This is a genomic window from Mesorhizobium waimense, from assembly GCF_003601975.1.
In the GTDB taxonomy this organism is placed as follows: Bacteria; Pseudomonadota; Alphaproteobacteria; order Rhizobiales; family Rhizobiaceae; genus Mesorhizobium; species Mesorhizobium waimense.
The window spans coordinates 38647-54455 of the sequence record NZ_QZWZ01000005.1 but is presented as its reverse complement, the minus strand read 5'-3'; the positions used below and the strand labels follow the sequence as shown (position 1 = coordinate 54455).

The 15809-nt window shown below is 64.4% G+C and carries 13 protein-coding genes; all 13 read right to left on the bottom strand.

All coding sequences use genetic code 11. From position 1 onward, the window contains the following. Positions 1 to 6: 6 nt before the first annotated feature. Genes D3227_RS08395 through D3227_RS08335 form a run of 13 tightly spaced genes read right to left on the bottom strand, consistent with a single transcriptional unit; the run spans position 7 to position 15805 of the window. Positions 7 to 1083 carry a DUF4150 domain-containing protein gene (locus D3227_RS08395; protein WP_245451698.1) on the bottom strand — a complete coding sequence of 359 codons (1077 nt, stop codon included), beginning with the start codon at positions 1081 to 1083 and terminating at the stop codon, positions 7 to 9. Next, a complete protein-coding gene (locus D3227_RS08390; RefSeq protein ID WP_120013663.1) occupies positions 978 to 1997 on the bottom strand; it encodes a beta-ketoacyl synthase N-terminal-like domain-containing protein in 1020 nt (339 codons plus the stop codon). The genes D3227_RS08395 and D3227_RS08390 overlap by 106 nt, the downstream gene beginning before the upstream one ends. Next, on the bottom strand, positions 1994 to 3091 hold the full coding sequence (locus D3227_RS08385) for a DUF2169 family type VI secretion system accessory protein (protein ID WP_120013662.1): 1098 nt from the start codon (positions 3089 to 3091) through the stop codon (positions 1994 to 1996). The genes D3227_RS08390 and D3227_RS08385 overlap by 4 nt, the downstream gene beginning before the upstream one ends. Continuing rightward, positions 3091 to 3618 (bottom strand): type VI secretion system-associated protein TagF, encoded by a 528-nt coding sequence (gene tagF / locus D3227_RS08380; RefSeq protein WP_120013661.1) that lies wholly within the window; start codon positions 3616 to 3618, stop codon positions 3091 to 3093. Before tagF ends, D3227_RS08385 begins: the two co-directional genes overlap by 1 nt. Beyond that, positions 3615 to 7154, bottom strand: coding sequence for a type VI secretion system membrane subunit TssM (tssM, locus tag D3227_RS08375; protein WP_120013660.1), 3540 nt, complete (start codon positions 7152 to 7154; stop codon positions 3615 to 3617). The genes tagF and tssM overlap by 4 nt, the downstream gene beginning before the upstream one ends. A gap of 1 nt (position 7155) precedes the next feature. Next, complete coding sequence (icmH, locus tag D3227_RS08370) at positions 7156 to 8484, bottom strand: type IVB secretion system protein IcmH/DotU (protein WP_120013659.1); 1329 nt, start codon at positions 8482 to 8484, stop codon at positions 7156 to 7158. A 4-nt stretch (positions 8485 to 8488) separates the two neighbouring features. After that, a complete protein-coding gene (gene tssK, locus D3227_RS08365; RefSeq protein WP_120013658.1) occupies positions 8489 to 9823 on the bottom strand; it encodes a type VI secretion system baseplate subunit TssK in 1335 nt (444 codons plus the stop codon). 39 nt (positions 9824 to 9862) lie between these two features. After that, positions 9863 to 10315, bottom strand: a complete 453-nt coding sequence (gene tssJ / locus D3227_RS08360) for a type VI secretion system lipoprotein TssJ (protein ID WP_120013657.1) — start codon at positions 10313 to 10315, stop codon at positions 9863 to 9865. Positions 10316 to 10318: 3 nt separating this feature from the next. Continuing rightward, the gene (gene tagH / locus D3227_RS08355; protein WP_120013656.1) at positions 10319 to 11704 is read right to left on the bottom strand and encodes a type VI secretion system-associated FHA domain protein TagH; all 1386 of its coding nucleotides are present in this window, start codon (positions 11702 to 11704) and stop codon (positions 10319 to 10321) included. After that, positions 11701 to 12768, bottom strand: coding sequence for a type VI secretion system baseplate subunit TssG (gene tssG, locus D3227_RS08350; RefSeq protein WP_120013655.1), 1068 nt, complete (start codon positions 12766 to 12768; stop codon positions 11701 to 11703). The genes tagH and tssG overlap by 4 nt, the downstream gene beginning before the upstream one ends. Beyond that, the gene (gene tssF / locus D3227_RS08345) at positions 12732 to 14606 is read right to left on the bottom strand and encodes a type VI secretion system baseplate subunit TssF (protein WP_120013654.1); all 1875 of its coding nucleotides are present in this window, start codon (positions 14604 to 14606) and stop codon (positions 12732 to 12734) included. The genes tssG and tssF overlap by 37 nt, the downstream gene beginning before the upstream one ends. A 1-nt stretch (position 14607) precedes the next feature. After that, a complete protein-coding gene (gene tssE / locus D3227_RS08340; RefSeq protein ID WP_120013653.1) occupies positions 14608 to 15363 on the bottom strand; it encodes a type VI secretion system baseplate subunit TssE in 756 nt (251 codons plus the stop codon). Then, positions 15350 to 15805 carry an Hcp family type VI secretion system effector gene (locus D3227_RS08335; RefSeq protein WP_006204798.1) on the bottom strand — a complete coding sequence of 152 codons (456 nt, stop codon included), beginning with the start codon at positions 15803 to 15805 and terminating at the stop codon, positions 15350 to 15352. The genes tssE and D3227_RS08335 overlap by 14 nt, the downstream gene beginning before the upstream one ends. Between the last annotated feature and the right edge of the window lie 4 nt (positions 15806 to 15809).

The following is a 15809-nucleotide window of genomic DNA, read 5'->3' as shown; positions in this document are numbered from 1 at the left end:
TAACTCCTACCTTGTCATGGCCCGGACGTCTTTGATGCTCATAGGCGGCTTGCCGGTCGCCTTCCTATGCTCGTTGATCTTTTCCTGTATGTGAGCAAGGAAGACCGCGACCAAACAGGCGGCCACTCTTGCCTTCTCCGCAGCGGATTTGCCGGCCATGTTCTCGTGATTTTCCGCGGATGCTTCTGCGCAGGTGTCGGTGAACTCACCTAGGTTTGGATCGTCATTCTTCAGGCTGTCACGACATACCTTGCTCTTATCGTAGTGGTCCGTTCCGGTGGTTTGACCGTTTCTGATGCCACTAGGCTTGGTATCGCCTTTGGTCCATTTGGAGTGCATGCAGAGGCAGGGAGCGTCGTCACATTTGTAGTTCTTGAACTTAGCCTTGGTCTTATTGCGATTACCGGACACTGCCATGAACTGATTTTCTACGTAGTGTTCCGACCATTCCCCTTTCTTGCTGTCGCACGTGCTGTCACCGTGGCGGTGAAGAACCATGTCGTTTCTGGTCAGGATCGTTTTGCACGAGACGCCATCGACCTCCCACTGCGCCGCATGCGTCATGGGCGGCGTATTTCCCTGGGGCGAGGCGTGATTGTTCGTTGCCAGATCCGTATGGCGAACGACGGGCTCGCCGTCGAACTTAACGTCGCTCGACCAAGAATTGAAATATTCTTTGCCGGTGTTCTTGGACGTAATGACGCCCTTCTTCGCCGCGCATCCGGCCTCGGTGCCGGAGGTCTTCGTCAGATACGACTGGTTCTTAATGTTAACGGTCTTGTTGGCGATCTTGACGGTACCCGTTCCTTTGTCGGTGTCCGATGCGAAGCCGAAACTTGGGTAGGGGACCGGTACGCCCGGTGGCGTGGCCGGATTTTCGGGCGGCGTGAAGCACACGTCCGGAAACGCCCCCAAGGTTTTTGCGTCAACGGCTTTGCCGGAAATTTCCAAACCATTGGCAAAAACGTTTGTCGACATCAGCTTGCAGCCGCAAAAATGGCGGCGCCGCATGCGCCACTGTCGTTGGATGCTTCGATAAGGACCGGATTGCCCTTGTCGTAACCCTTCCAGGTTGCGGTCCATGCCATCCCGATCATCATAGGTACGACCGCCGCGCCAACGTTGCCCACGAATTCGGTCGGCGACAACAGATCTTGGAAGGCATGGCGTCCCCGGACCAATCTCAATGACGCCAGTGCTGTCTGCCGGAACCAATACTGCTCGCCTACGAGATCAGATATCCGGTAACCAAGCCCGTTCATTTCGATGCCGGTCTGGTCTAGCGCAGCGCGGTAGGCGGCCGTCATCCCATCGCCTCGAAGAGGAAGATCCTCTTTGTTGTAGATTGCGGCAAGCTCGCGGGTCAGACCGAGGCCAGTCAATCGTAGAGTCCTGCTGCTCCGTTTCGACAACAAGACCGCGGCGCCCGCTTCGCCTGGGATGAACCCATTTGGATTTTGCGGCGCAAGAATGCGGTTCTCGCCGACGTAGTGGCGAATGGTCTCCGAGGTCAGATAGCTGTCGACGCCGACGATCATAATGTAAGACGTTTCGCCGGAAGAAATGAGCCGCCGCGCCTGCTCGAGAGCGACATGCCCGGAGGGGCGACCATGAGCGATTACCCTAGAGCGCGAATATGCCTCGACCTCCACGATGTCGGCGATGCGTCGCAACAGGTTGGCAGGATTGCGGACGGGATGGCCTGGCCTGCCTTCTTCACCGATGCATAGGATCAAGGCTGTTTGACCGCGTGCTTCAGGAACTCCGCCGAACGCTTCGACAATTGCGCCTGCGGCGAGATGTGCAATGCGCTTCTCCCCGATCCAAGTTCTGGGAAGCGGCACCGGCGCCCCGATCAGCCAGCCGCCACGCGGCCCACGAAAACGTGTCTCTTGAAACCCGTCTAGTTTCGCACGCATGGCCGCGCACGAAGATGGGGCATCGAGGCCGACAGCCGTGACCATGCCGATCGAGGCGATTTCAACCGACTCGTTCATGCGTCGGTGTCCGTGGGTGTTTTCAGGTTTGCGCGGATGTACTCTTTGCCTCTGTCTATTGCCCGCAACATTGACTCACTAGGCGGGCCGACCCAGCACTCTGTAAACTCCAGGATCATGCGCTGGATTCTATGTGAGACACGCCAGACCAAGGAAAATCGCCGATTCTCCGCATCTACAAGTAGTGTATCCGGCAGCACGCTCCCATCGAACACCCTTTGCTGTTGCTTGAATAACGTCATCGAGAGTCCAGCCGAAGGAAGGCGAAAGCCCAGCCGTCCTTCTGGCGTCAGATTGACCAACTGCACCTCTTCGCCACCGCGCGGGTGGTCGATCTGCTGGTCGACTGGCGCCATTTGGAAATAGCGCTCGTCGAAATCCGGCGGCAGGAACGGAAAGATGCTCTTCATCCAGTTGTCGTCATAGGTGCCGCCATACTCGATGCGGCCGGGCCAGCCCCGGCCCATCGGCCCGAAGCTCATCGGTCTGTAGTCGCCGAAGGGCGAGCGGATCTCTTCGCCTATGGCCTGTGTGTTCGGCAACCGCAGGCCCGGAATGAGACGCTGGTTCTTGGTACGCGACCAGCCAGTGCCGACCGGGTTGTATTTGTAACTGGCGGGCAGCTTGTCCTCGGGGTCCAACCGGTCGACGCCGCCCCAGGCAACGTCATAGGAGATCGGCAATTTCAAGAAAGGCTGCGGCGACGTCGCTGTAAATACGGGCCCGATGGCGCGCCACTCACGGTGACCAATGACTTCGAACAACTTCGACCAGTTGCCAACCTTGATGCCCACCGGCACCCGCTCGGTTGGGCGCCCTCCGGGCGCATGGGCAAAACCATTAACGACCACGTCGCAACGTGGCTTGCGGAAGGCGAAATCGGACTCCCACAGCGTGGCCGAGAACCCGGGCGCACCGGTGGACATGTCGGCCATGACGAGAGGGACTTGCTGGGCCGATTTCTGCACTGCTCCGCCAGACGTCGCTGGAAAATCGAACGTACCCTTGACGATAACCACGATGTGCTCATGTCCTGCGACATCGGTTGCCGTCGTATACTCGTGCGGATAGCCCATCTGGTTCCAGATCTGCATCAGCTGGTTTCCAAGCTGGCGGCGAAGATCTGCTCCAGCGTCGCTTGCGGCGACAGCGGATCGATGTCGAAAATGTCCGAGCGGCTGGTCCACATCACCAGGTCGTTGACAACCTCGTCGCCCGGCTCGACATGCGGCACCTGTAGTGCGGACAGTGCGGCATCCAGTTCGTCGGGCGTCAGCTCGCCCTGCTGGGCGGCGGCGGCTGTCTCCTCGATCCCGACGAACCACGCCTCGGCATGAGCCAGTTGCAAGGAAGCTTCTGAGAGCTGCGCGACCACACTCAAAGGGAATTGCCTGCCGACCCTGTCGGCGCTCTGCAAGATGATGCCCGCCGATGCGCCGAAGGTGGCCGGGCCGGCCAGAAAGCGCAGCGCGGTGCTGCGCGGCCAGGAGTCCGAGCCGATCAGCGGGACGAGATGCTGCGCCAGCCAGCGGTCCCAGACGCGAACAAAATCCCCCGTCAGCCGCCGCGACACGAAATCGCCGGTGGCTGGCATTTTGCCGTAGAGGCCGGGCAGGATCATATCTGCGACGGACATGTAAATTTCTTGAACATTTGCAAATTGTAAGGGTTCTCGACGCTGGCCGCCTTGAGCTCGAAATCGGCGTACATGCCTTTCGTGCCCAGCCGCAGGCTGTAGACGTCGGACAGCGAGGTTCCGGTGAAACGACCGCCCTTCAACATCCTCAGCCAGGCCCAGCTGCCGGTTTCGTTGAGCATGATTTCGGGCGAACCGTCGATCGGCTGGAAGGCGAGCGAGATCACTCCGGTGCCGTCCTTGCCGGGCCAGGTCATCGGTTGCGGCCGCGTCGCGTTGTTGTAGTAGACGAGGCTCTGGCCATCGAGATTGAGCGTCACGCGCGTCACGTTGGGAGACAGGTCTTTCGGTTCGAGCGTGAAGCTCATCACCGGGCCCGTGCCGCCGGGGAAGAGGTCGTCACGGATGCGCCTTGCCTGTTCGAATGCCGCCAGCGCCGAAGGGTCGAGGCCGAAGTCGGCGCGCCATTTCCAGGGCTGGCTGGCGGTGTCGACATAGCTGATCAGATGGTCGTTGGTGAAGGCGTCGATCAGGCCGGCCGGTCCGAACAGGCGGGCGAAATCGCGGACATTGACGTCCACAGCGCTCTCAGGGCTGAACGGATAGCGGTCGTTGAGCGCCGCCTGGCAGAAGGGCAGGATGTCGGCGCGCCAGATGGCGTTGAGCTCAGAGGTGACCGCCTTCTGCGTCAGTCCGCTGGTGTCGCCGGCGATGCCGCCCAGCCAATCGTCGATCGGGTCGGGCAGGATCTGCGCTTGCCTGGCGACGGCGCCCGTCAGTTCGGCCAGCCCGCCCTGCTTCTTGATCGCATCCTGCGGGTCTGGATTGGCGGTGACCGTCTGCAGCACGTTGGACAGTGCCGTCAGCGCCACCACGGCGGCGTCGAGCGCCGGCGGCTGGCCGTCGACCTCGGCGATCGCACCCTTGAGCGGCTTGAAGTGTTCGGCCACCAGGCTGCCGGTCAGGTCCACCTGGTCGGCGGAGCCGGCGCGCGGCAGCAGCTTTGCTCCTGTCTTGACGACCTTGCCGAGCTTGCCGAGCTTGCTGAGCAGTTTCGAGCCGCCCTTCGCGGCCGCCTTGTTATCTCCTGCGGGCGCCTCATCCGACCGCGTCAGTTCGGTCTCCTGCATCACCGCCGTCAGCAGCCGCTTCAGCGCGGAGTCGGCGCTTGAAAGGTCCTTCAGGTTTTCGCTGGCGACATTGAGGTCGCTCAGTGGTGCCAGCCTCATGTCGCGCAGGAAACTGTCCCATTGCGCGATGTAGTCGTCGTAATAGAGCTTCAGAATGTCCTCCGACAGTGCCGAGACCGAGGTTTCGGAATTCTCCGAGCAGCCGCCGGCAAACACCGCGCGATCCAGCGCCGCCTGTGCCGCCACATCCTCGACCCGGTCGAGAATGGCATCGTGGAAGCCGGCATAGGTGAAGGCGCCTGAAACGCCGACGCGAAGCGTCTTGTCGGAACGGCGGGCAAAGACCTTGGCTCCGTTGGGGCCGGCGAAATTGGCGGGGATCCATTCCTTGACCGCGGCCACTTCCGGGTCGGCCAGCAACTGCTTGTAGGCGCGTTGCGGCAACGAAATCGTGCACACCGTCTTCAGCGCTTCGGCGACCAGCGCCTTGTCGGGCGCGATGTAGTTGTCGTCGACCGCCATGCGGCGGATCGCGGCAAGCTGATGCTCCTCCGCATCAGTGGTCGGGAAGGGCGGCGCGGGCGCGAATTCGGGCAGGCTGTTCACCCACCAGTTCTGCGCGAAGTCGGCATCCATCTGCGACAGGCCGGTCATCATGCGATAGGTCTTCAGCGCGCCGAGCATGAAATCCGGATCGCGGATCTGCCGCCACATCGTCGCCTCGAGCAGCGCCACCATGTGCGGCTCGAGAACATTGCGCAGCGCGTGGTCGTAGGTGTCGGCCTGGGCCCGCACCAGTTCCGCCGAGGCCGAAGGGCCAAGCAGATCCTGGACTGCATCCGGCGGTGTCGTGCGCGCGATCGCGACCTCGTCCATGGCGCCGAGGGCCCCGTCGATGGCGGGCTGCTCCACCGATGGCGGGTTCTCGCCGGCCGTGGTCAGCGGCGCCTGCAGCGCCTCGAACTGGCCGGCCTGGGCCGTGATCGCGTTGCGGTTGTCAAAGTAGGACCAGGTGAACAGCCCGCCGGCAAGCAAGGCCGCCGCCGCGCATGCGGCGGCTGCGCCACGCCAGATCCAGGTGCGGCGGCGCTGCGCCAGCGGATCGAAGGTACCGAGACCGGCCTCCTTGAAGATGACCTCGGTCAAAAGGTTCTTCAGGAAGAAGCTGCGTTTTTCGATCCTTGGCGCCGGCATGGCGCGTCGCGGCGGCAGGCCGAACGAGGAAGACAATGCCGCGGTCAGCCGGTCGATGGGCGCGCCTTCCTGGGTCGCCGACGTCAGATAGAGGCCGCGCAGCCAGGCGGCTTCCTCGTAGCGGCTTTCGCCGAACATCGCCTCGATCAGCACCTGGATCGGTTCGGAGAGGCTGGCAAGCTGGGCGGGAAAGCGGAAAATCTCGGCGCGCGAGGCAAGCTTGTCCTCGTCCTCCAGGCGCGGCACCAGCCGCCGCTCGAGTTCGGCCGCGAGCGTGGTGATTTCCCGTTCGATCGTCCTGGCGTCGACGCGCGCATCGAGCGCGAAGGTCGTCCCCCACACCTGCTCGCGCGAGGCCGTCGACAGGCCGCCGAAGAAAGGCTCGAAGCCCTTGATCAGGTCGGCCTTGGTCAGCATCAGATAGACCGGCAGCCGGATCTCGAGCCGGTCGTTGAGCTCGGCCAGCCGGCGGCGGATCTTGCGGCCATGCGCCTTGATCGCCTCGTCGCCCTCGGAAAGTGTGTCAATCGACAGCGCGACGATGACGCCGTTAAGCGCCCGGCGGCCACGGTGCTTCTTCAACAGGTCGAGGAAGCCCAGCCATTCCGTCGCATCGACGTCGGGCTGGCTTTCCTGCTGGACATAGCGGCCGGCGGTGTCGATCAGCACCGCGTTCTCCGAAAAGAACCAGTCGCAATTGCGGGTGCCGCCAACGCCTTGCAAATCGTCGGTCAGGTCGATCGGAAAGGTCAGCCCGGACTGCCTGAGCGCCGTGGTCTTGCCGGTGGCCGGCGGCCCGACGATCACGTACCACGGCATCTCGCGCAGGAACTTGCGCCCGCCCAATTTGCGCCGCTTCAGTTCGGCCATCACCTCGGCGAACTTGGCGCCGACGGCGGCGACGTTCTCTTCGCCGGGGCTGAGCGGCTTTTCCACCACCGGCGCCGCGATCTCGGCCACGAACAGGCGGTTGGCGCGGATGGCGCGACGCTGGGCAACGATCAGCCAAATCAGCCAGAAGATGACCAGCAGCGCGATGATGACAATGCGCACATTGTCGGAGGCGAACGGCTCATAGGCGCCGACCTTGACGATCGGGCCGAACACCCAGATCACCAGCGAAAGCAGGGTGATGCCGATCAGCGTCCACAGCCAGCGCGATGTCAGGACCGCCCAGAGGAAGCGCAGGATGAACATGTCACAGCCTCTTCTCGACCAGCACCTCGACGCGCCGGTTCAAGGCCCGGCCCTCGCGCGTGCTGTCGTCGGCCACCGGATCGGTGGCCGCGCGGCCTTCGGAACGAACGCGGTCCTGCGCCACGCCGTTCTGCACCAGCATCTCGGCAATGGTCGCAGCGCGCTCTTCCGACAGCCGCTGGTTGGTGGAGAGCGGGTTGGACCTTTGCAGGGGAATGCTGTCGGTGTGGCCGACCACGGTGATCTTGCCGATCAGCTCCTGATTGGCGAGGATCACCTTGGCGATCGACCCGATCAGCGGTTCGAAGCCTTCGGTCAACGTCGCCCGCGACGACTGGAACAGTTCGGGGTTGGTGGCCTGGATGACCAGCCTGGCCAGCGAGACGCTCTCGGTGCCGCTGAGCGCCCGCTTGAGGTCGGCCGGCGCGCCGGCCTCGAATTCCGGCAGCAAGGCGAAATCCACGGTCACTGCCTCCGGTGGCGGCTCGTCGACCTTTGGCGAGGCGCGGGTGATGTCGGCGCGGGTGGGTGGCGGCAGCGCGCGAACCAGCGCGGAAAGCTCGACCGCCTGGCTGCTCAGCCCCATCGACAGCCCAACATGGATCGCGGTGGCGATGACGGCGGCGGCGAGCGCCATCACCCAGATCGGGACGATGAAGCGCTGCGGCTCGTCGGATGCGATCACGCCTTTCCAGTTTGGCGACAGCGGCGCGCCTTCGGCATCGGCGTCACGCAGGAAGCGCGCCGCCGCCACGCGCACGGCATTGATCGAGCGGTCGCCCGAGCGGCCGGGCACGCGGTATTTGCCGCGGAAGCCGAGCGCCAGGCAGTGATATTGCAGCTCCAGGAGTTCGCGATCCCGGTTCGGGTGACGCTCCAGTTCGTCGAGACGGGTGAAGAACTGCGTGCCTGCATCGACGTCGCCGCGCAGCATGACCACAAGCGGCTGGCGCGGCCATGCGCTGGCGCCGCCCCATGGCGTGTTCAGGGCAAGGTCGTCGAGCAAGGCCGCGACCACCCATGCCGCCTGATCAGCCCGCTCCATCGAGGAGCCCGCCGCCATTGCCGTGTCGCGGGCGCGAACCAGTTCGTCGAGCAGCCGGGTGCGCAACGCTTCCGGGTTTTCCGGCGGCAGCGCGCTTTCAAGCTCGGGTGCGAATTCGAGCAGGGGCGCGAAGGCGTTGACGAGTGCGTTCGGGTGCGCACGCGCGCGCTTGACCGGCGCACCAGGCATGAGCGGCGCCATCGGCCGCGGCATCGGCGACCCCGTCAACCGAATGCGAGTGCGTTCGCGATCCTCCGACAGTCCGAAAGGATCATCCCGGCTCATGATCTCACCTGTTCACCGAATAGCAGTCCACCTGCGGCTCGCTCGGCAATACGCCGGAGACGCCGATGACGAAGCCGGGAGCATCGAGCAGCGAGGCCCAGTGCTCGCTTTTCTGGTCCAGCTCCAGGCACAGCCTGTCGCCGTCATAAGGGATTTCGCGGGGCTGCGAATGCAGCGGCTTCAGCGGAATGCCCGGCAGGCGCGATTTCCACAGGCCCTCGAACTGGTCGGCCGAGCCGACGGTGGCCTGATTGACGAATATCTTGCGCAAGGCATCCTCCGACAGCTCGGAGCCGACCCGGATGACGATGCGGCTGGCCACCAGCAGCTTCGGGTTGTCGATGCGGATTTTCCAGACATTGGTCGAATGCCGCATGACGGGCAGGGCGCGCGATTTCGGCTCGATGTAGCGTAGGCTGAGGATGAGCGAACGCAGCGCATCCGCCAGCGCCGAATAGGCGGGGCCGGGCGCCATGTGATCGTAGGCCGGCAACTCGCCCAGCCGCCGCGCGCTCGAACCATAGGTCGCCATCGAACCGGCGAGACCGGCAAGCTCCAGGTAAAGCTCGGCCGGATGGAAGACATCCTGCGCCAGCATGTGCGCCAGCCGCGGGCGCGCCGCATTGGCGAGGTTGAGCATCAGGAGGTCTTCGACGCTGCGCCCCGGTCCGCCGAGCACCATCTTGCCATGCGCCTCGGCGATCTGGTCGAGCCCGGTGACGACTTCCAGAAGCAATTGCCGGTACCACGCCACGGCCCCTGTAACCAGTGTCGGCGGCAGGAACGTCTCGTCGAGCGAAACGCCGCCATCGGCCCGCACCCCCTTGACGTCGGCTATGGGCAGAGCGGTGTAACCACCGACCGATTTGCCCGGCGCAAGCAGCAGCGCCTGGGGGCGGGCGATTTCGATTTCTTCCGCGTCCGATCCGCCCTGCACGGCGTCGCGGACCGAAACGATCCGCCCATGATAGCGTGCGCCGGCGGATGGGGCATGCGCCGGGTCGAAGCCGACACCGCCGGCAGGCTCGAGCGGCAGGGCGACCAGAACGGCTCCGGCACCGGTGTCGGCGGTGACCGGCAGCGGTCGCGGCGCGTCCATCAGATCCGGAATGGAGAAAGGGGTGCCGTCCGGGAAGATGCCCCGCGCCGACAGGATGGATACCTGGCCGGCATCGAGCAAGGCTTGGTCCAGCGTCAGCTGGGTGAAGCCGAACGTATGCAGTTGCCCGGCCTGCAACGCGCCGCGCACGGTCGCCTCGAAGAACCGGTCCTGCTGCTGGAAATGCTGGGTCCGCAGAAACAGCCCTTCGGACCACAGCACCCTGTTTGCATCGCTCATGCCGCTACTTCCTGCATCGAGCACCCCTTGCCCTGGCCGCTAGGCGGATATGCCGCCGCTGCCAAGCGTGACGTTGACGGTGAATGTCGAGCCGGCCGAAACCGACTTGGTTGTCCGCCAGTTTCGTCCGCCAGGCTCGCGAATGAGGGCGACGAAGCCCAATGCGGCCGCGTCCGGCTCGACGGTGATGGTTTTGGACGCGGACTTGCCCGGCCCGACGGAGACCTGGTCGGAGCCGATGAGGTCGCCGGCCAGCGCCGAACCAGCATCGCCCTGCAGGGCAAAATAATCGGCCGAATTGAACTTGCCGGTACTGCGCAGCCGCATTATCAGGACCGTCACCGGCCGATCGCCGCCGCCTGGTCCCGGGTTCATGCCGGCCGCGCCGGTCAGGTTGACTGTGATCACGGACGGTTTCGGCGGGCCGCTCTGGCAAGCCGCAAGCAGCCCGGTCGCACCCAGGGCAATGACAAATTCGCGTCGATCGATCATGTTTCACTCCTCCTCATATGCGTCACGAAAATCAGCGCCGATTTCGCCAAGGAAGCTCTTCTCCGCGCTCTCGGCGATTTCACGATGGCGTTTCTGGTAAAGTTCCCACAGCTTGGCGCCACGCCCGCCCGAAAGCAGGGTGCCGATCGCGGAATTCGATTTCAGCTCTTCCTCGATCATCGCCGGGTCGAAGCGGTCGATCATCTGGCGCAGCGCTGCCTGCACGCCGCGCCAGGCGCGCACGTGATGCTGCGCAAGATCGCGGACGGCATCGGCGATCGCCGGTTCGCCGGCAAGAAATCCGGGGCTGCGCTCGGCGATGATGGTCACGATCGCGTCGTCGACCGTCGGCAGGAATTTGAGCGGATTGACCTCGGAGGCGCCGACCATCGTCTGGGCGACGCGAGCGTTGCCCTTTTCCTCGGCGCGCTTGCGCAGAAGCTGCATCAGGCCTTCCATCATCAGCCGGTATTCGCGACCGAATTTTTCCATTTCGGCGATGGTGTCGCGTCCGGGAAAATCGGCTTCCTCGACGCCCATTCCGCGTAGGAATGCGCTGCGAAGCGCCATGTCTTCCTGCGGTGCCGCTGCCGGCGGGTGGGCAGGCCGGGCAACGGCGGCCGGGCGTGGCGGGGGAGGTGGCTCCGGCGCCTGCACCGGCAAATCCCACGGGTTCGTCGGTTGCGGCCTCTCGGCGGCGCGCTCTCGCTGGCCGCCTGGCGAAGCGCCGTTCGCCGAAACGGGTGGCTCGGCCGGCCCGAAGCCGAAATCGTCCTCGAATGAAGGCGGCTTCGGCGAGGCGGGCTCGGCCGCGCCGTTGAGCGATGGCACCGGGTCGAGGCTGAACGGGTCGTCGAAGGCCGGAGAATTGCGCTGGTCCGCGCTGGCACGCTCGAAGGCGCCCGGCACAGGCTGCTCGAACGGGTTCGGCAGATCGGCCGGCCGCGGCCGTCGCGGCTCCTCTTCGGTCCTGGCGGAGAAGAAATCGTCGTGGCCGATGCTCACCGGCCCGCGCGACGGAGGCGGCGACCGCTCCGGCATGGCCTGGCTCGCGGCGAGCGAAGGGCCGGTCGGCGTCTGCAGATCGACATGCAAGACATAGTCGCCCAGCCGCAGCCGCATGCCGCTTTGCAGACGGGTCGATTTGCCGGCGCCGAGCGGGCTGTCGGAATCGTTTATGAACAGCCCGCTGCTCGACGTATCGGTGACGAAGTACCCATCCTGCCCGCCGGAGATCTTGCAATGGGCACGCGAGACGAACATGTCGGGATCGTCAATCTGCCAGCCCGCGTCCGCACTGCGTCCGATCACCAGCTCACCCTCGTCCAGCCGGGTCTGCCGCACCGCCTGGGTGCGTGGGCCTTGCTCCAGCGTCAGCAGCAGACTCATGCCGCGACCTCCGCCATGTCGGGCCGCCATCCAACGATCGTCCGCAGCCGCAGATCGTCAGCATCTCCCCTTTCGGCGGGCCGCGCAAGCCAGGCGGTCCGGGCGAGCTGGACGGTTCCGATACGCGGTGGCGGCACAGCTTCGCGCGCCAGCACGATGCGCAGATCGACGTCGAGCGTTTCCCCGATCATCTCGCGAACGGCCTGTTTGAACAGTTTCAGACGCTGGCCGCCCGGCAGGAACGCCTTGAAGTCCTCAAATCCGAGCGGGCCGACGCGCAGTTCGATCCGGCTTTGACGGCTGAAAACGCGCGGCCCGATCGTCGCTCCGCGACCCAGTGCCGCGTAGGCCTTGGCCACGCGGGTCTGGAATGTCGCCGGTATGGTGATCCAGACAGCGACGAACTCCTTGATCTGGACCGGCACCTTGAACGCTTCCGCGAGGAACAGCGTCAGCCGCTCCGGGCCGTCGACCTGACTGGCCAGCGATCCGGCCTGGCGCAGCTTCACCGTGTCGAGATCGGGATCCTGGGTGCCGGGAAGGCCGATACCCGCCATCGCCTGGAGCATGGCGCGGACGCGGCCACCGACAGCGCGTTCGACCTGTACCGCCGGATGCGCATCCGCCCATGCCCGATAGTAAAGGGCGATCATGCGGTGCTGAAGAATGTTGACGAAGTCCACGAACGTCGTGTCGCTGGTCTGCTGCGCCTCGGCGCCGGTGAACCAGCGCTGCGACAGACGATCGAGCACCCAGCGCGTCAAATGCAGCGGCATGGGCCCCTCAGGTCCCAGCAGGCCGAGATTCGCCACCGTGACTCGCGCCGGTGCCTTGTCGTCTGCCTCGCGGAAACCAACGACGTCCCTGGCCGAGAAACTGAGACGCACATGCTGTCCCAGCCTTGCCGGCTCGCGGGCCGGCTGGCCGGAATAGCCGAACAACCCGCCCTTCTGTTCGAGCCGGCGCAACAGCTCGAAGAAGTCGAACGCCTCGGACAGCCTCCCGGCCTGGTCTGGCTCGACCTTGTCTAGATCAGGTAGCGATTGCCGGGCGTCATCGGCCATGGCACATCCTCCTGCTTCTGCAACAGCCGCGTGCGGGTCCGCACGAAGCCGTTTATGCCGGCGTGGCGGGCAAACAGCCGGGCAAGCAGGCCCGAAAGCAGCAGCGTGCTTTGCCCCGCCAGGACCGACTGGTCCACATGCAACGTCACTTCCGTGCCGCGTCCAAAGCACATCGGCCCGTCGATCTGCAGCCGTTCGATGACCGGGCGCGAGTCGATGCGGACGATCGAGTGCACGTTGCGGGCGAGGCTCGGATCGCCGCGGTCGGCATAGAGATCAAGCAAAGCGTGCAGCGGGTCAACGCCACGACCTTCCTTGGCAAGGCTGAGGAAGTTGAGTGCGAGCTGCGCCACCAGCCGCCAGGCAAGATTGTCGGTCCGGGATTCTCCTTCGGCGCCGACCGGCAGCGCCGCTGGGATCGCCGGCTGCGGCGGACGCAACGCACCGAGAAGCCTGACCGTTTCGACCGGATCGGCTGTCTCCAGGGTCAAGGTCGGGTTGTCGTCCAGAATCGGCAGATCGCGATTGGTGCAAAGGGCCATGATATCGAGACGCTTGAGCGGCCGGTTCGCCGGGCTTGCGACCGGACGCGAAACCGCCAGGAATACGTCGTCGCCTGTGTAGGAGGTGCGGGTCAGGCCGTCGCGCCGTTCATCCTCGGTCGCCCGGCGAGGGCGCCGTTCGGTCGAATAGACCCAGCCGCTGCCGCGATTCTGCCCCAGGCTGAACAGTTGAGGGATTTCGGCGTCGTTGCCTTCCGTATCGGCGTCCTCGACACGTGTGACCCGATAGATTTCGAAGTCCCGCGCCCTTGTGCGGTCGGCATGCAGCACCTGTCGCGTCTTGCGCGCATCGAGTTCGATGACGTTGCACTCTCGTTCGAAGAGATTGATGATCGGCGTCGCGAAGAGTTCGAAATCGGCTGGCGCCAGGTCGGCAAGTTCAGGCACCGGGCGGCGGAACAGGAAGATGATCTCGATCCCGGCCTCGCACCTGCGCACGACCGGCTGCAGCCCTGAAACGCGCACATAGTGGAAGCGCTCGGGCATCATGAAATATTCGCGCAGCAGGCGGTAGCCTTCGAATGTCGGACGGGTGCGCGGCATCAAGGCTTCGTCGTCGCCGATGCCGACCATCTCGGGCTCGGGCAGGGGCGATATCGGATTGGTCTTGCCTTCCGCGCGTGCGCCAAGTGCGGAACAGGCGCCGAAGATGGCGTCAAAGATCAGCGGCGCCTTGGTGCGCCCGGCAAAATAGAGATCGAGCCGGTTGAGCGCCAATTCGTCGAGCTTGCCCTTTCCAGTGCGGGCCAAGGCGATGCGCAGTGCCGCCACGCCGGCAACGCCGCCGATCGGCCCGATGCCGGCCGCAGCCAGCCCGCTGCGATCCTGGAAATAGCTGACCGAAGTGATCGCGATCGGCCACAGTGCAACCTCCTGCCCGGTGGTGAAGGTGCAGCGCGTCGACAGGCCGGGTTGCAGGCTGGAGACCAGCCGCGTGCCCCGCTTGACGACATGGCCGGCAATCATTGACTGGACCTGCTGGCCGGGTTTCAGCACTACCATCGCGGTTGCCGGCGCCGGCGTGACCAGATCGGGATAGAGGACGTCGAGCACGCTGCGCGAGAAGCGCGAGCGTTCTGCATCGACCTTGAGCCGGGTGCGCGCGGCAAGGAAGGCAACGCCGTCCAGCAGCCGCTCGACATAGGGGTCGGGGCAGGGCACCGTATCGAGCGAAAGATTGCGCGCCACCGCCGGATGCATGTCGGCGAATTCCGCGGCGAGCGCGCGGATATGGGTCAGTTCCTCCTCGTAATATTCTACGAAGACCCGATCCATCTCAGCTTTCCCTAAGCTCGGTCCGCGCCAGGCCGTTGTCGAGATTGATCGTCGTGCGCAGTCGCATCCGTTCCGGTGTCGGCGTCATGATCAGCACGGCGTCTATCTCGATCTTCAGGCCCGCGGTCTTGTCGCCGAGGGTGACCGTCACCGTTGTCGCGCTCTCCTTCAGGCGCGGCTCGAACGTGGCAAGGACGGAGCGGATCTCGCGCGCCAGCACATCGCGGTCGAAGTCCCGCGACGAACGGCCCGAGAAAGAGGGCACGCCATAATTGACCACGCTGCGGCGCACTTCCGGAAAATCGGCGAGCGATGGCGGGTTGTCCATTGCCTGTTCGTTTTCGAGGTCGGAAAAAAGCGGCGTGGCTTCGAACCGTTCGGTGTTGAACAAGGCCTCGATATCGCGCCGCACGGCTTCTCTCAGCACGCGTGCGGACACCACCACGCCGCGGCTTTCGATCTCCGCGCGGTGCTGGGTCTGGAAGATCAACCGGTGCAGGCGCCGTTTCTGGTCCGGCGTCAGCTCCGCGTCGGCGTCGATGTGCCGCGCGCTGCCCGCAAAGAGGGTGTCCAGCCGATCCGCGCCAAGCTCGTCCTGCAACAGCTGGCGCAGCCCGTCTATTTCGGAGGTCAGGCCCGGCAGGTCGTTGACGAGGCGGTCCCAAAGAGAGGGTTGGACCGCCTCGCGTTTCGCGCGCGAACTGCCGGTAAGCTGCAGCTTGTTCGCGCCGGGCCGCCGGGCCTCACTTGCCGACATAGACATCCATTTCGATTTCGTCATCCTTGTCATAGACGAACTTGATCTTCTTGTAGGCGAAGCTGACCTCCTCCTCGATCAGGTCTTCCTCGTCCTCGGCCTGCTTCATGTCGTATTCCATGATCGAGGCGTCGGTCAGGGTAACGACCAGGTAGTCGCTGGTCTCTCCGTCGATCGTCCGACGGGCGGAGAACACGACTTCGTCCAGCGCCTTGTTGTCGAACAGCGCCTTTTTCAGATAGGGCGAGGCCTTGTCATAGTGTTTGGTGAACTTGATCATGCCCAGGGACACGCGACCACGGCGCGAGAGCGAATTCGGATCGTAGGGAGCGACGATCTTGTAATCGACCCCATGGATTTCGATTTCGTCCTCATGGCCGTCACGAACGCTTGGGCCCTTGATATCCGGAACCTTAAGAAAGCCATCGATTTTCACTGCCATTGTC

Coding starts and splice junctions, on each gene's coding strand:
- D3227_RS08395 (WP_245451698.1), bottom strand. CDS start 1,083: ATGGACCGCAACCTGGAAGGGTTACGACAAGGGCAATCCGGTCCTTAT.
- D3227_RS08390 (WP_120013663.1), bottom strand. CDS start 1,997: ATGAACGAGTCGGTTGAAATCGCCTCGATCGGCATGGTCACGGCTGTC.
- D3227_RS08385 (WP_120013662.1), bottom strand. CDS start 3,091: ATGCAGATCTGGAACCAGATGGGCTATCCGCACGAGTATACGACGGCA.
- tagF (WP_120013661.1), bottom strand. CDS start 3,618: ATGATCCTGCCCGGCCTCTACGGCAAAATGCCAGCCACCGGCGATTTC.
- tssM (WP_120013660.1), bottom strand. CDS start 7,154: ATGTTCATCCTGCGCTTCCTCTGGGCGGTCCTGACATCGCGCTGGCTG.
- icmH (WP_120013659.1), bottom strand. CDS start 8,484: ATGAGCCGGGATGATCCTTTCGGACTGTCGGAGGATCGCGAACGCACT.
- tssK (WP_120013658.1), bottom strand. CDS start 9,823: ATGAGCGATGCAAACAGGGTGCTGTGGTCCGAAGGGCTGTTTCTGCGG.
- tssJ (WP_120013657.1), bottom strand. CDS start 10,315: ATGATCGATCGACGCGAATTTGTCATTGCCCTGGGTGCGACCGGGCTG.
- tagH (WP_120013656.1), bottom strand. CDS start 11,704: ATGAGTCTGCTGCTGACGCTGGAGCAAGGCCCACGCACCCAGGCGGTG.
- tssG (WP_120013655.1), bottom strand. CDS start 12,768: ATGGCCGATGACGCCCGGCAATCGCTACCTGATCTAGACAAGGTCGAG.
- tssF (WP_120013654.1), bottom strand. CDS start 14,606: ATGGATCGGGTCTTCGTAGAATATTACGAGGAGGAACTGACCCATATC.
- tssE (WP_120013653.1), bottom strand. CDS start 15,363: ATGTCGGCAAGTGAGGCCCGGCGGCCCGGCGCGAACAAGCTGCAGCTT.
- D3227_RS08335 (WP_006204798.1), bottom strand. CDS start 15,805: ATGGCAGTGAAAATCGATGGCTTTCTTAAGGTTCCGGATATCAAGGGC.